Below are 15,066 nucleotides of genomic sequence, written 5' to 3'. Positions count from 1 at the left end.
TATTTCTAAAGTCGAAATAATTGGTCAATCATAGGAAACCAAACTATAATATCCTTATTATAATTGGTTGACAGGAAAAGGTGAGCCTATGAAATTTCTCTCAAAATACACAAAGAAGTATTGGAAGTCATTTAGCATTGCCGTTTTATTCCTCACTTTTGAGGCGATTTGCGATTTAATGCAGCCGACAATTATGGCGAAAATTATCGATAATGGGGTTGCTGATCGAGACATCCGCTATGTGTTACAAATGGGCGGAGTGATGCTTGCGATTACCGCCTTCGGTGCCGTGAGCGCATCAACTAGAAGCATTATGGCCAGTATTGTCTCACAAAACTTTGGCACCGAACTCAGGTCCGATTTATTTAACAAGGTACAAACACTTTCGTTTAAAAACCTAGACAAATTTGACCGCGCATCGTTAATCACCCGTCTGACAAACGATGTGACCCAGGTGCAAGTCTTTGTCAACGGCACAATGCGCATCTTCGTCAAGGCCCCGCTCTTGGCCATCGGCGGACTGGTGATGGCGATGCGGTTGAATCTGCATTTATCCATAGTACTAGCGGTGGTAGTACCAATCGTGGCGCTGTTTATCATCCTGAATTTACGTTTAGGGTTCCCACTTTTCTCGAAGGTGCAACAGGCATTGGACCGGGTGAACAGGGTGATGCGTGAATACCTATCAGGCGTCCGTGTGGTCAAAGCATTCAATCGCTTCGATGTTGAGATGGGCAAATTCACCATGGCAAATGATCATTTTAAAAATCAATCCATCGCCGCAGGGCGGCTTATGTCTGTTTTCAGCCCGGCAATTATGCTTACAGTTAATCTTGGTATCGTTGTCGTCTTATGGATCGGCGGTATAGGCGTCGATAACGGCCACATTCAAGTCGGGCATATCATTGCCTTTACCAACTATATGACACAAATCTTATTTTCCTTGATGATGATTTCGATGGTCTTCAATATGTTTGTCAGGGCAAAGGCGTCAGCCGGGAGAATTGATGAAGTATTTAGGCAAGAGGACGACATTACCTGGAAAAATGAGACCTCGCCGCGGCCTCACACGGAAAAGGGAAGAATTGATTTTGAAAATGTTACTTTTTCCTACGAAGGGACAAGCGGTGAGCCCATCTTAAAAAATATTAATCTTACCATCCTACCCGGGGAAACCGTCGGCGTCATTGGCTCAACCGGCTCAGGAAAAAGCACATTAGTCGGGCTGATCCCCCGCTTTTATGATGTCACGAGCGGGACGATTAAAGTAGATGGGCAAGATAGTAAACTAGTTAATCCAAAAAAACTGCGTGAAAGAATCGCCATGGTGCCGCAAAAGAATATCTTGTTTACCGGAAGTGTGGCTGAGAATATCCGCTGGGGGAAAGAATCGGCCACAGAGGAAGAAGTCCTCGCCGCGGCGGCCATTGCCGGTGCCCATGACTTTATCTCGGCCGCACCGGAAGGCTATCAAACGCAAATTGGCCAGGGAGGCGTTAACTTTTCCGGTGGACAAAAGCAGCGGATCTCGATTGCCAGGGCCCTGATTAAAAAGCCGGATATATTAATCCTAGATGACAGTACTAGTGCGGTTGATGTGGCAACAGAGGCAAAAATTAAAGAAGGTTTAAAGACGTATGCCAAAGGGCTTACGTGTTTGCTGATTGCCCAGCGGATTACCTCAATTATGGATGCCGATAAGATTGTAGTCCTCGACCAAGGCGAACTTGTTGGGGTCGGTACCCATAGACAATTACTGGCGGAATGTACGGTTTATCAAGAAATTTACCACTCACAGATCGGTAAGGAGGTCGTGTAACATGGCAAAGCAAACTGCACCGGCTGGCAATACCGACCGTACCCCACCGCCATTACGGCCCGGTGGTGCCCACCGCTTTCGAGGACCGGTGGTCAAGCCAAAAGACTTCAAAGCTACCTTAAGGCGTCTCTGGCAGTATTTTGGCAATGAGCGAAAAATGCTCACCTTGATCTTTTTCTTTATTATCATTGATTCAGTACTTATGCTGATCGCCCCGTTCTTAATCGGGAAAGCTGTTGATGCGATGAGCCTTAAAAATGGAAAGGTAGATTTCCGCTTTCTTGAAATGATGGTAATTGTTCTGGCCACTGCTTATGTAGCGGATGCCGTTCTTACCTTTTTGCAAGGCTGGCTGATGGCCGGTGTGGCCGGGAGAGTTGTCAAGCGTCTAAGGGATGCCCTATTTGCAAAGCTGCAAAAGCTGTCCGTTTCCTTTTTTGATTCACGAACACACGGAGAACTGATGAGCCGGTTATCAAATGACGTAGATAATGTCAGTAACACCATCTCCCAGTCCACCACGCAATTAATGTCCGGATTGATGGTCCTCACGGGATCGTTAATGATGATGCTGGTTCTAAGTCCTATCCTCACAGTAGCAAGTTTGCTAACAGTTCCGCTCGTTTTTTTACTGACACGGACGATTGCGAAACGGACAAGTGTTTTATTTAAAAATCAACAAGTGGAGCTTGGCAAATTGAATGGTCATATAGAGGAAACGATTTCCGGAATTGAGGTTGTCAAGGCCTTCAATCATGAGGACAAGGTGATTGAAGAGTTCGAAGCAGTAAATAGCAAGCTTCGCGATGTCGGCCTCAAGGCGCAAATTTGGTCAGGCTTCTTGATGCCAATTATGAACGTAATTAATAATCTCGGCTTTGCAATTGTGGCGGTCATCGGCGGCATCCTCGCCGTCAAAAGTCTAATCACTGTTGGGACGATTGCCAGCTTTCTTACCTATTCAAGGCAGTTTGGCAGACCGCTTAATGATCTTGCCAATATTTTTAATATCCTGCAGTCAGGTGTGGCTGGAGCTGAGCGCGTATTTGAGGTGATGGATGAACAGGAGGAGCCGGCAGATGTACCAAAGGCCGTTTCCCTGGAACAGCCTAAAGGCCATGTCGTCTTTGAAAATGTCAGCTTTGGTTATCGGTCGGATGTCCTTATTTTAAAAAATGTCAGCTTCGAAGCGAATGTCGGCAGCAGTATCGCCCTTGTCGGGCCCACTGGTGCCGGAAAAACGACGATTGTTAACCTGTTGACGAGATTCTACGATGTAACAGAAGGAAGAATCCTGCTCGATGGCCGGGATATTCGCGATTACACGAGGGACAGCTTACGGAAATGTTTTGGCTTTGTGCTGCAGGACACGTATTTATTTTCTGGAACCATCAAGGAGAACATTAAATACGGGAAACCTGATGCCGGCGATGATGAGGTGGAACAAGCTGCTAAAATGGCGAATGCGGATGTGTTTATTAAAAGGCTGCCGAATCAGTATGAAACAGTTCTATCGGAAAATGGCGGCAATTTAAGTCAAGGTCAGCGGCAGCTGTTAGCGATTGCCAGGGTCATCCTAGCAAAACCATCCTTGCTCATTTTAGATGAGGCCACCAGCAGCATTGACACCAGAACAGAGCTTCATATTCAAGAGGCCTTGTTAAAACTAATGTCGGAGCGGACGAGCTTTATCATTGCCCATCGATTAAATACCATTCGTGATGCTGATACCATCATGGTGATTGACAATGGGCAAATCATTGAGAAAGGCAGTCATGATGTGTTAATGGATGCACAAGGCCGCTATTATCAAATGTTTTTCAACCAATTTAAAAATGTCGAAGCTGAACATGAGGAAAGATAATTTTGGAGATTGAGAGGATGCGCGCTAGCTTTCTCTCTTTTTTTGTTCCTCTTTTCTATTTTTGTAGTGACAACTGTAAAGACACTTGTTAGAATACTCTTATGTTAATCGTTTTGCTATTTTTTCTCTAAAAAACATGAATGTTGGGGAATAATGTAAATAGTGAGAGCGAATAGGAGGATCAGATGAACAAGAAAAGGGATATATCAAGTCGAAGATTGCTGAGCATTGCGGGAATGGGCTGGATGTTTGATGCCATGGATGTTGGCATGCTTAGCTTCATTATTGCGGCATTAAAGGTGGAGTGGGAGCTAACGCCAGATCAAATGGGCTGGATCGGCAGTATCAATTCAATTGGAATGGCCGCGGGTGCACTCGTATTTGGTCTCATGGCAGACAGGGTCGGCCGGAAAAATGTTTTTATCATTACGTTATTATTGTTTTCAATTGGCAGTGGTGCTTCAGCCTTTACTACCACTCTAGCCGCCTTTTTAGTGTTACGGTTTTTCATTGGGGCGGGCTTAGGCGGAGAGCTTCCTGTTGCCTCCACCCTTGTGTCAGAAAGTGTTTCTGCCGACAAGCGCGGGAGAATTGTTGTCTTACTGGAAAGCTTTTGGGCAGGTGGCTGGTTAGTTGCGGCAGTTATTTCTTATTTTATCATTCCAAGGTTTGGCTGGCAGGTGGCCTTGTTGATTAGTGCCGTTCCGGCTATATATGCGTTGTATTTACGGATGGGTCTGCCAGACTCGCCGCGTTTTACTGCTGTGAAGAACAAGGAAAAGATCTCCGCTTTCGGAAGTATAAAGAAATTATGGTCAAAGGAGTATGCCCGGCCAACCGCCATGCTATGGATTGTCTGGTTCTGTGTGGTCTTCTCCTATTATGGGATGTTTCTATGGCTGCCAAGTGTGATGGTCATGAAAGGCTTTAGTTTAATTAAAAGCTTTGAATATGTCCTCATCATGACACTTGCGCAGCTGCCGGGTTATTTTACGGCTGCGTGGTTTATTGAGAAATTTGGCCGGAAATTTGTTTTAGTTGTCTATTTAATTGGAACAGCTGCAAGTGCTTATTTGTTTGGTGCCGCAGAATCAACCGCCATGTTGATGACGGCAGGTATTCTGTTATCGTTCTTTAATTTGGGTGCATGGGGAGGACTTTATGCCTATACCCCTGAACAATATCCTACCATTATTCGCGGGACAGGAACTGGTATGGCTGCCTCATTTGGCCGGATCGGCGGTGTTTTAGGGCCGTTATTAGTCGGTTACCTCGTGACTGGAAAGGTATCCATTGCGGCCATTTTTATGATCTTCTGTATATCCGTCCTCATTGGGGCTTTTGCCGTCTTCTTTTTAGGGAAGGAAACGAAAAATAAAGAATTAGTATAATAATTTGACTGTAGAGATTCCTGATTTAAGGGGTCTCTTTTTTTGCAAAAAGGAAGGAAATCATATGGGGGCAAAATATTTAAAAAAGTAATTCCCTTTCGATTTACAGGGAAATCCTTCTGTTCTTTACTAACGTAAAGCGTTTTTCTCCAGTTTACTCCGTATTTTTGCTATTTTCTAAATTATTTTAAAATAACTGACAAATAGACTAGACGAACTCTGAAATATTGGGTACAATGTTTTCAGAATATTATCTTTTTTGGCAAGAATAGGACAATTGGTTCAGAAAAATTTTCCAGAAAAACAGGGGGTATTGCGATGAGAAAGAAAAAAACAGCTGGTATTGTTATGTCGCTCTTGTTAGCGGCAGGTGTAATGGCAGGATGTAATTCTTCTTCTTCTTCAAGTTCAGGCGGTGATGAGGAAAAAGGCGGAACAATTAAGATTGGTGCCAATCTTGAGCTTTCCGGCGGTGTAGCATCCTACGGTCAATCGATTAAAGAAGGGATTGACCTGGCACTTGAGGAAATTAACAAAGACGGTATCGATGGTAAAAAGCTGCAGCTTGTTTCGTATGATAATAAATCAGAGGCGCCAGAGGCCATTAGTGGTGCAACGAAATTAATCAGTCAAGATAAGGTTGTCGCCATTATTGGTGCTGCCACAAGTGGAAACACAAAAGCACAAATTGAAATTGCTCAAAGCAACAATATCCCACTTTTGACACCAACAGGAACTGCTGAAGACGTGACAGTTAAGGACGGCAAATTAAGTGACTTCGTCTTCCGTACATGCTTCATTGACCCGTTCCAAGGGACAGTAGCAGCAAACTTTGCGTCTAATGATTTAAAGGCCAAAACAGCTGCGATCTTCATTGATAGTGCAAGTGATTATTCAAAAGGCTTAGCGGCTTCCTTCAAAGAGTTGTTTGAGAAGGAAGGCGGAAAGATCGTTAAGGAAGAAGCATATGTTGCGAAGGATACTGACTTCCATGCCCAATTAACAAACATTAAAGGGAAAACTCCTGACTTCATCTTTGTTCCTGGCTATTATGAAGAAGTTGGTCTAATTGTTAAGCAGGCTCGCGAATTAGGCATTGATGTACCAATGATGGGTGCTGACGGCTGGGATTCTCCTAAACTAGTTGAACTTGCAGGCAAGGATGCCTTAGACAATACGTTCATCACGAACCACTATTCTTCCGGTGACTCGGATCCAAAGGTACAAGATTTCGTTAAAGCATTTAAAGCAAAATATAAGGACAAGTCTCCTGATGCCTTCAACGCTTTAGGTTATGATTCTGCTTATTTCCTTGCTGATGCTATTAAGCGTGCTGGCAGCGGTGATGCGAAGAAAATCCAAAAGGCTCTTGCCGAAACAGATGGCTTAGAGCTTGTAACGGGAAAAATGAAGCTTGATAAGAACCACAACCCAATTAAATCCGCTGTTATTTTAGAGTACAAGGGCGGAGAGCAAACGTTTAAAACGAAGGTTAGTCCAGAATAAAATAGTAATTGAATAGGGAGAGCTAGTCTCCCTATTCTGTTTTTTTGAAGTAAGTTGAAGTCCTTTCTAAGGAGTGTCTAAACATGGAACAATTTATCCAGCAACTGGTTAACGGAATTTCCCTGGGGAGCATTTATGCGTTGATTGCCCTTGGGTACACAATGGTTTATGGGATTGTAAAATTAATTAACTTCGCCCATGGGGACGTCTTCATGGTCGGTGCCTTCATCGGTTTTTATTCTATTACTATACTAGATTTAGGTTTTTTCACCGCCTTACTCATTTCCATGGCGGCCTGCGCCATCTTTGGTGTTTTAATTGAACGGATTGCGTACAAGCCCTTACGAAATGCCACAAGAATTGCCGCTTTAATTACGGCAATAGGTGTCTCGCTCTTTATCGAATACGGGACCATTTATATTCGCGGTGCCCAGCCTGAAGCCTATCCAAATGGGATCGTTCCTTTAAAAAGTTTAGAGATTTTCGGTGTTAAAATTAGCGGCCAGTCCATCCTGATTTTAGCCGTCTCGGTCTTCTTAATGATTGTCCTCCAGTTTATTGTGCATAAAACCAAGATTGGTAAAGCCATGCGTGCGGTTTCTCATGATATGGATGCTGCGAAATTGATGGGCATTAATGTCAATAATACCATTTCTGCCACCTTTGCGATTGGTTCAGCCCTTGCTGGTGCCGCAGGTGTAGTTTTCGGGATGTACTATACAAAGATTGAGCCATTAATGGGAATTATTCCAGGACTGAAAGCCTTTGTGGCGGCTGTTCTGGGCGGAATTGGGATTATCCCGGGGGCAATGGCCGGCGGATTATTGTTGGGTGTTATTGAATCCCTTGTAAGTGCGATGGGAGGCTCACTATGGCGGGACGCTGTGGCCTTTATTGTCCTGATTTTAATCTTAATTTTCCGTCCTGCTGGCCTTTTTGGTAAAAATGTCAGGGAAAAGGTCTAGGGGGTGCAGAGGGAATGAATCGTGTAAAAAAAGCAAAAGGTTTTTGGAGCACAATGGCAGTGGTTGTTATTTTTTCAGTGGTCACTCAATTTCTGATTAACGGCGGGACATTAAACTCCTTCTATGTAAACGCCTTATTTTCCATTGGGATTAATATTATTCTTGCCGCTTCGCTCCATTTAATTATTGGGATTACCGGTCAGTTTTCGATTGGACATGCCGGCTTCCTTGCGGTTGGTGCCTATGCCTCAGCCATTGTGACCATGAAATTGGGTCTGCCTTTTCCGGTTGCCATCGTTGTCGCAGGCTTGACTGCAGCCATTTCCGGATTAATTATTGGGATCCCGACACTACGATTACGAGGCGATTATCTTGCGATAGCAACTCTCGGCTTTGGTGAGATTGTCAGGATCATCTTATTAAATATTGATTATGTTGGCGGTGCAAGCGGGATGACCGTCTCCCATTTAACGACATGGCCTTGGCTGGCTGCCTGTGTGACCATCACCATTGTTGTGATTGTAAACTTTACGAACTCGACGCACGGCCGTGCTTGTATTTCGATTCGTGAAAATGAAATTGCGGCAGATGCGATGGGGATCAATACCACCTTTTACAAGGTAATGGCCTTTGTCATTGGCGCCTTCTTTGCCGGTGTAGCCGGTGCCTTGCATGCTCATAACTTTTATATCATCCAGCCGACGAACTTCGGTTTCTTAAAATCCTTTGACATTTTGATTTTAGTCGTAATTGGCGGCTTGGGAAGTATGTCGGGTTCCGTTATTGCGGCGATTCTGTTAACGATTATTTCAACCTTCCTCTCCAATTATCCGGAGGTGCGGATGGTTATTTACAGCCTTGTACTGATTGTGATGATGTTGTTCCGTCCGCAAGGATTGATGGGAACAAAGGAAATCACCTCTTTCTTAAAACTTGGCAAATCCGCTAAAGGAGGAGTGCACCATGACGGCAAAAACACCACTGCTTAAAGTTGAAAATACCGGTATCCGTTTCGGGGGATTAAAAGCCGTTTCAGATGTGAATGTCGAACTAAAACAAGGTGAACTTGTCGGTTTAATCGGTCCAAACGGCGCGGGAAAGACGACCTTTTTTAATCTGTTAACGGGTGTATATGTTCCTACTGAGGGCAGTATTTCCTTAGCCGGTGAAAAATTAAATGGTCAGGCCCCTTATAAGATTACCAAAAAGGGAATTAGCCGAACGTTTCAAAACATTCGCTTGTTCAGCGATTTATCGGTCCTGGATAATGTAAAGGTTGCCTATCATTCCCTTTCCAAGCATTCGATCCTAAGCTCAATTTTTCGTCTCCCTTCCCACTTTTCTGGTGAGAAGGAAATGGAAGAAAAGGCAATTGAGTTTTTAAAAATCTTTAAGCTTGATGATGTCATGCACGAGATGGCGAAGAATCTGCCGTATGGTCAGCAACGCCGCCTCGAAATTGCCCGGGCATTAGCGGCGGGTCCAAAACTGCTCTTGCTCGATGAACCGGCAGCAGGGATGAATCCGCAGGAAACGGAAGAATTAATGAATTTAATTTCTTTAATTCGCGAAAAATTTGATTTGACGATTCTTCTGATTGAACATGACATGCTCCTCGTTATGGGTGTGTGTGAACGTATTTATGTGCTTGACCATGGTCAATTAATTGCCGAAGGCACTCCGGAGCAAATCAGAAATAACCCGAAAGTCATCGAAGCGTACTTAGGCGAGGAGGTCTCGTAATGCTAAAAATAAATGATATCAACGTCTACTATGGAAACATTCATGCCTTGAAGGGCGTTTCCCTCGACATTCATCAAGGGGAAATTGTGACCCTGATTGGCGCGAACGGTGCCGGAAAAAGTACGCTATTAAAAACGATCTCCGGGTTGCTAAAGCCGAAAAACGGCGAAATTGTCTTCGAAAATGAACATGTTGCCGGTAAGGTAGCGCAGGCCATTGTAAAAAGGGGAATTTCCCAGGTTCCTGAAGGCCGCCGGGTATTTTCAAACATGTCGGTGGAGGAAAACCTCGAGTTAGGTGCGTACCTAAGGAAGGATAAAAAAGGGATTAAGGAAGACTTTGAAAAGGTATATCAGCTCTTCCCACGCCTTTATGAGCGGCGCAAGCAGTTGTCAGGAACGCTTTCGGGCGGTGAACAGCAGATGCTGGCAATGGGCCGGGCATTGATGGCGAGACCACGGTTATTGCTGCTAGACGAGCCTTCGATGGGTCTTGCTCCGTTATTAGTCAAAACCATCTTTAATATTATTGTAGAAATTAATAAAACGGGGACGACCATTCTGTTAGTCGAGCAAAATGCGAATATGGCGCTTTCCATTGCCGACCGTGCCTATGTTATTGAGACCGGCAAAATCGTCGCTGCCGGTACAGCGGAAGAATTGAGCCAAAGTGATCAAATACGAGCAGCCTACTTAGGTGGGCACTAAAAAGGTGTTGGGGAGCCCCCAATACCTTTCAATTTGACCCGTTTTAAGAAGTGAAATTTACCGATACGGTTGGAATTCTACACAATATTGAAGGAATTCTTCAATTGGGAAGATTTTTCTTCGAAATTTAAACTTATTCTACAAATTCCAGCATTAATTCAACAAAAATTGGAAATAAGCTTCCAATAATAGCGGAAAGGCGGGCTACGGCGGAAGAATTGACTCCGAGCCCTAGGCACTGTAACTAGACAAAAAAGGTGTTAGGATCGCCCCAACACCTTTCCTATTATATTTTCAATTTCCTTCGTTCAGGGTCAAGCTGGAATTGCTGCCGTTTTTGCGGGCTTAGGCGATGCTTGATTGTAATCATATAATCCTCATAAAGCTGCTCGATGCCAACTAAGGCAAGCGAAAAGAAGTTGGCATAATTCTTTTGGACCTCCCACTTTAATTCATTTTTACCGCAGATACTATATTCATTTACTTCCTTTATTTCCTTTTGGATCTTTGCGAGTTCGACCACTTGTTTATCCTTGGGTAAAGCAAGGACGTGATCAATTTTTTCAATATAGTCCCGCGATTTCACAATCTTTTCCTTAATTTCTTGATAACCCTCTTGGTCAATCAGATTATATTTTTGTTTAAAATCATTCAGTTTTTCAGCTGCTTCATAGGTAGAATTGACAATATCATCGCGCGTCATATCCTTCGTTTCATAGCTGAGCATATGCTTCCAAGACGGCTGGGTAATCGCTTTGCGGTGATCCTCAAGTGTATGGCAGTATTTTTTATAGCCATGGATCTCCGGATGTTCAAAGGCTGGACTAGCCGGGTCAAGGAACGGTGCCAGCGGTGCAACGAAGTAAAAGATTCTTGGGTCCTTGTTACAGGCAAGATGGATCGTTTCGCAAAAATCTATGTTTTCAACGGCGCTTTTATACGTCTGCCCCGGAATCCCGACCATGAAGAACAGGTCAATCTTTTTGCAGCCATTTTTCAAGGCGTAGCTGAGTGTATCGATTACCTTTTGGTTTGTACAGCTAAATTTTCCGTTGTAACGTCTAATATTCTCGTCATGGGTTTCAAGGGTAATTTCAATGCTGTATTTAGGGACACTGTCATTCATTTGTTTGAAAAATTCCTCGTCTGCATATTGAAATAATTCAAAGACTATTTCATTCTTAAGATTCAATTTTTTAAGCCGGCTGAAAAATTCACTCACATATTCACGCCCGCCCTGGCGAAGGTCATGGAGAATGAAAATCGGCGCCCGGCTGAAGCGGGATATGAATTGAATGTCTTCGACAAGTTTTTTGGGTGACCGCAATGCCAGTGAATGACGGTTGCAGTTCTGGTCATAGGCCTCTCTTGAACCGCCGCAGATCAGGCAGTTTTGTGTACAGCCGCGTGCGGTTAAAAGGGCCGTGTTCGGATAGTGCAACCAGCCGTTATATGGCAGCGGGTCAAGGAAGTTACGATATTTAAACACGGAGCGGATGGTGTACCGATACCCCGGCACATCAATATCATCCAAATCCTTTGGTACATACGTAAGCGGATTGTATCCTACTTCGCTGCCCTTTTTCCAAGTAAGGTTGGGAATATCGGCATAATGGGTGTTGCCCGCCTCAATTTTGTTCATCAGCAGGAGCATCAATTTTTCTGTGGAGTCGCCGCGCATGACGAAATCAATAAATGGGTATTCAATGAGTTCTTTATGATAATAGGTGGCGGACAGCCCACCGAAGATGATCGGTGTTTCCGAATGAAGTCTTTTTACGATTTTGGCAAGCTCAATACTGCCATGGGCATGCGGCAGCCAATGAAGATCAATCCCAAAGGCCTTCGTTTTGATTTTCTTTAATTTTTTTTCAACATCAAATTTCTCACTCATCAGCATACGGTTGGCGATATTGATAATTTTCACCCGCAGCCCATATCGCTCCAAATAGTCGGCGATACTTGTCAGCCCAATCGGATACATTTCAAACACGGGCGACGACGGGACAACATCGCTTATCGGCCCGGCGAGCAAGGAATTTTGTCGAAAGTCATATACACTTGGTGCATGCAACAGTACTAGGTCGTATTTCATTAACAATCACCTCAGGGAAATTGGATTATGGACTTTGTGATGCCTTTCACATTGTAGGATAGTTTGATAAAAGTACAGCCTTTATGTTTGTAAGTAGTTTAAGATAATTTTAGTTTACTATAATCATGGACTAAGAGAGTGACAAACGGGTGACAAATTTTGGGTGATTTTGTGTATGACCTTGGATCATCTGCTATGATAGTACTATCGAAGGATCATGTTGAAGATGGAGGGTTTGGAAAAGTGGCACAGGCGAAAACAAATGCAATGCGCATTCTTGATGCAAAAAAAGTCAGCTATGACATGCTTACATACGATAATAAAGATGGGAAAATTGATGGAGTTTCCGTTGCGGAGAAAATTGGCCGGGATCCGAAAGTGGTTTATAAAACGCTTGTTGCGCAGGGACACAGTAAGGCGATTTATGTCTTCGTTATTCCTGTGGCTGAAGAATTGGATTTGAAAAAGGCAGCTAAGGCAGCGGCTGAAAAGAATGTGGAAATGATTCCGGTGAAGGATATTCAAAAATGGACGGGATACATACGCGGCGGTTGCTCACCGATTGGCATGAAAAAGGAATATAAGACCTTCCTCGATGAAAGCTGTCGGCAAATTGATTCGATCATTGTCAGTGCCGGTAAAATTGGTGTACAAATCGTGCTCACCCCTGAGAACTTAAAGGAACTAACCAAAGCGGAAATGATCGATCTGGTGAAGTAAGAAATTTCAATAGGCACTCACCCATAAACAGCAAAAGCATACAATAAGGTGAAATGAACTTAGCGATTGTCATGTTAAAGGGAGTGTTGATAAGTGGCAGGGAAAGTGAAAAATTATTTTGCCGGCGGGAATACAGCAAGGGGCTTCCATAGTCTTTATGACTCCAATCTTCAAGGGTTAGACCGGTTATTTATTCTAAAGGGCGGCCCTGGAACAGGCAAATCATCACTGATGAAGAAAATTGGCCATGAGTGGATTGAACAAGGATACGATGTTGAGTTTCTTCATTGTGCCTCAGATAATAATTCAATAGATGGTGTTCTAATCCCAAGCCTGAAGGTGGGCATTGTCGATGGGACGGCACCGCATGTGATTGAACCGAAGGCCCCCGGAGCGGTTGAGGAATATATAAACCTTGGGGAGGCCTGGAATGCCCGTGCCCTGAGTGTTCAGAAAAAGGTAATTCAGAAGCTGACTGAACAGATTGGCGCCTCATTTCAAAAGGCGTATGCCACGTTTAAGGAAGCGCTAGAAATCCATGATGATTGGGAAAAAATTTATATTAATAGCATGGACTTTAAAAAGGCGGACCAATTGACGAACAAGTTAATTGAAACCTTTTTTGGAAAAATGAAATTGCATAAGACTTCGGATGTGCGCCATCGCTTCTTAGGAGCGGCGACGCCGATGGGAGCCGTTGACTTCGTTCCGAATTTGACCGAGGAGATTCCGAAACGCTATTTCGTAAAAGGGCGTCCAGGATCTGGGAAATCGACCATGTTGAAAAAACTGGCTGCGGCTGCTGAAGAGCGCGGCGTCGATATTGAAATCTATCATTGCGGCTTTGACCCGCATAGCCTTGATATGTTGATCTTACGGGAGCTCGGGATCGCCATTTTTGACAGTACAGCACCGCATGAGTATTTCCCGAGCCGTGATGGCGATGAGATCATTGATATGTATGAGATTTTGATTGAGCCCGGCACAGATGATCTGTTTGCTGAGATCATTAGTAAAATTGCCGCAAAATATAAAAGTAAAATGACCGAGGCGACTAGCTATCTTGCAAAGGCAAAGGATCTGCATGATGAGCTGGAAGAGATTTATGTGGCCGCAATGGACTTTACTGTAGTGGAAAAAATTCAAGGGCGGATAGCCGAGGAAATAAAAGAATGGGCGAGTACGAAGAGCTAATAAATGGGTGCCTTTTACAGGGCCTGACCCCTCAGATAAATGGTATGTACAGTAAATTACCATAAAGGGGCCAGACCCTTTTCGCTAATCTATTTCTTCCTTTTCTGTGTATGATTGGCTTTTTTTCCCTTGCTGTTATCGCCACTGACAAACTCCGTTGCAAATTCTGCCTCAGCATGTCCAGCTTGCGGGGAATTTTGATTGCGGCTTCCTTTATTCAATTTTTTCGTCATGTCTATCCCTCCTTTTTAAGCTATTGTTAGTGTGGCGTCGAGGCGCTCGTTTATGCGGCATAAATAAAGGAGAAAATGGAGGATAGTGGAACGAATAAATAAGGAACCAATTTGAAAGGATGAATGATGGTGACATCAAATATGGCGATAGTAACAAGACTGTTTACGGAAAACCGTAATGAATTATTGGCCGAACCGATGATGAATTATATGAAAGGCCATTTTCTATTTTTAGGAATCAAGTCGCCTTTACGTAAGGAATTAGAAAAGCAATTTTTTAAGGAAACCGGGGTTCTACGGGAGCCATTTAACAAGGAATTAGTAGAAGAGCTTTGGAGTGAAAAGGAAAGAGAATATCAATATACAGCCTTGACTTATTTGGAAAAAATAATGAACAAGCTGCAGAAGGACGATTTGTCTTTCATGGAGCAGCTTATTACGACGAAATCGTGGTGGGATACAGTTGACGCGCTTGCCCCAAAGCCTGTTGGAAAAATTGCCGAAATGTTTCCAGAAGTGGTGGAAGAAATGATTGATGGCTGGGCCATTCACGACAATATGTGGCTCAGGCGGGCAGCGATTCTTTTTCAATTAAAGTATAAACAAAAGACAAATGAAAAGAAGCTCTATCAATACATACGGCAAAATGCTGATAGTAAGGAATTTTTTATCCAAAAAGCAATTGGCTGGGCATTAAGGGAATACTCAAAAACAAATCCTCTTTCCGTGCAGAGGTTTATTGAGGGGCAGTCATTAGCACCATTAAGCATTCGTGAAGGCAGTAAGTACTTGGCCTAAGCGTCAAACTGATACTGTTAACCAGTTCCGT

The 15,066-nt window shown here is 43.7% G+C and carries 13 protein-coding genes; 11 read left to right on the top strand and 2 right to left on the bottom strand.

From position 1 onward, the window contains the following. Window positions 1-88: 88 nt before the first annotated feature. The 8 genes from G6554_RS07475 to G6554_RS07440 all read left to right on the top strand — a co-directional run bounded on the left by G6554_RS07475 (window position 89) and on the right by G6554_RS07440 (window position 9,995). Window positions 89-1,819 (top strand): ABC transporter ATP-binding protein, encoded by a 1,731-nt coding sequence (locus G6554_RS07475; protein ID WP_166240311.1) that lies wholly within the window; start codon window positions 89-91, stop codon window positions 1,817-1,819. Window position 1,820: 1 nt separating this feature from the next. Then, window positions 1,821-3,683: an ABC transporter ATP-binding protein gene (locus G6554_RS07470; RefSeq protein WP_166240309.1), complete on the top strand. Its 1,863-nt coding sequence runs from the start codon at window positions 1,821-1,823 to the stop codon at window positions 3,681-3,683. A 185-nt stretch (window positions 3,684-3,868) separates the two neighbouring features. Continuing rightward, window positions 3,869-5,074 carry an MFS transporter gene (locus G6554_RS07465; protein WP_166240307.1) on the top strand — a complete coding sequence of 402 codons (1,206 nt, stop codon included), beginning with the start codon at window positions 3,869-3,871 and terminating at the stop codon, window positions 5,072-5,074. 318 nt (window positions 5,075-5,392) lie between these two features. Continuing rightward, window positions 5,393-6,580: an ABC transporter substrate-binding protein gene (locus tag G6554_RS07460; protein ID WP_166240305.1), complete on the top strand. Its 1,188-nt coding sequence runs from the start codon at window positions 5,393-5,395 to the stop codon at window positions 6,578-6,580. Between the two features lie 83 nt (window positions 6,581-6,663). Further along, entirely contained in the window at window positions 6,664-7,545 is an 882-nt protein-coding gene (locus tag G6554_RS07455; protein ID WP_166240303.1) for a branched-chain amino acid ABC transporter permease, read from the top strand. 14 nt (window positions 7,546-7,559) lie between these two features. Continuing rightward, window positions 7,560-8,534 carry a branched-chain amino acid ABC transporter permease gene (locus G6554_RS07450; protein ID WP_166240301.1) on the top strand — a complete coding sequence of 325 codons (975 nt, stop codon included), beginning with the start codon at window positions 7,560-7,562 and terminating at the stop codon, window positions 8,532-8,534. Continuing rightward, window positions 8,509-9,288: an ABC transporter ATP-binding protein gene (locus G6554_RS07445; protein WP_166240299.1), complete on the top strand. Its 780-nt coding sequence runs from the start codon at window positions 8,509-8,511 to the stop codon at window positions 9,286-9,288. The genes G6554_RS07450 and G6554_RS07445 overlap by 26 nt, the downstream gene beginning before the upstream one ends. Further along, the gene (locus tag G6554_RS07440) at window positions 9,288-9,995 is read left to right on the top strand and encodes an ABC transporter ATP-binding protein (protein WP_166240297.1); all 708 of its coding nucleotides are present in this window, start codon (window positions 9,288-9,290) and stop codon (window positions 9,993-9,995) included. The genes G6554_RS07445 and G6554_RS07440 overlap by 1 nt, the downstream gene beginning before the upstream one ends. 286 nt (window positions 9,996-10,281) lie before the next feature. Here G6554_RS07440 and G6554_RS07435 read toward each other — a convergent pair whose 3' ends face one another. Continuing rightward, window positions 10,282-12,090 carry a TIGR04190 family B12-binding domain/radical SAM domain protein gene (locus tag G6554_RS07435; protein ID WP_166240295.1) on the bottom strand — a complete coding sequence of 603 codons (1,809 nt, stop codon included), beginning with the start codon at window positions 12,088-12,090 and terminating at the stop codon, window positions 10,282-10,284. A 243-nt stretch (window positions 12,091-12,333) separates the two neighbouring features. Here G6554_RS07435 and ybaK point away from each other — a divergent pair, with 243 nt between their 5' ends. After that, window positions 12,334-12,810, top strand: coding sequence for a Cys-tRNA(Pro) deacylase (ybaK, locus tag G6554_RS07430; protein ID WP_166240370.1), 477 nt, complete (start codon window positions 12,334-12,336; stop codon window positions 12,808-12,810). 93 nt (window positions 12,811-12,903) lie between these two features. Continuing rightward, entirely contained in the window at window positions 12,904-14,004 is a 1,101-nt protein-coding gene (locus tag G6554_RS07425; RefSeq protein WP_166240293.1) for a PRK06851 family protein, read from the top strand. An 89-nt stretch (window positions 14,005-14,093) separates the two neighbouring features. Here the strand turns inward: G6554_RS07425 and G6554_RS07420 are convergent, their stop codons facing one another. Next, on the bottom strand, window positions 14,094-14,237 hold the full coding sequence (locus G6554_RS07420; protein WP_166240291.1) for a hypothetical protein: 144 nt from the start codon (window positions 14,235-14,237) through the stop codon (window positions 14,094-14,096). A gap of 141 nt (window positions 14,238-14,378) precedes the next feature. On the opposite strand from G6554_RS07420, the gene G6554_RS07415 reads away from it, so the two are divergent. Continuing rightward, complete coding sequence (locus tag G6554_RS07415; RefSeq protein WP_242637701.1) at window positions 14,379-15,035, top strand: DNA alkylation repair protein; 657 nt, start codon at window positions 14,379-14,381, stop codon at window positions 15,033-15,035. Window positions 15,036-15,066: the final 31 nt, after the last annotated feature.

The organism is Bacillus sp. MM2020_4 (genome assembly GCF_011250555.1).
GTDB lineage: Bacteria > Bacillota > Bacilli > Bacillales > Cytobacillaceae > Neobacillus.
Note: the sequence above shows the minus strand (reverse complement) of the source record. Positions and strands in the feature narration are given on the sequence as shown.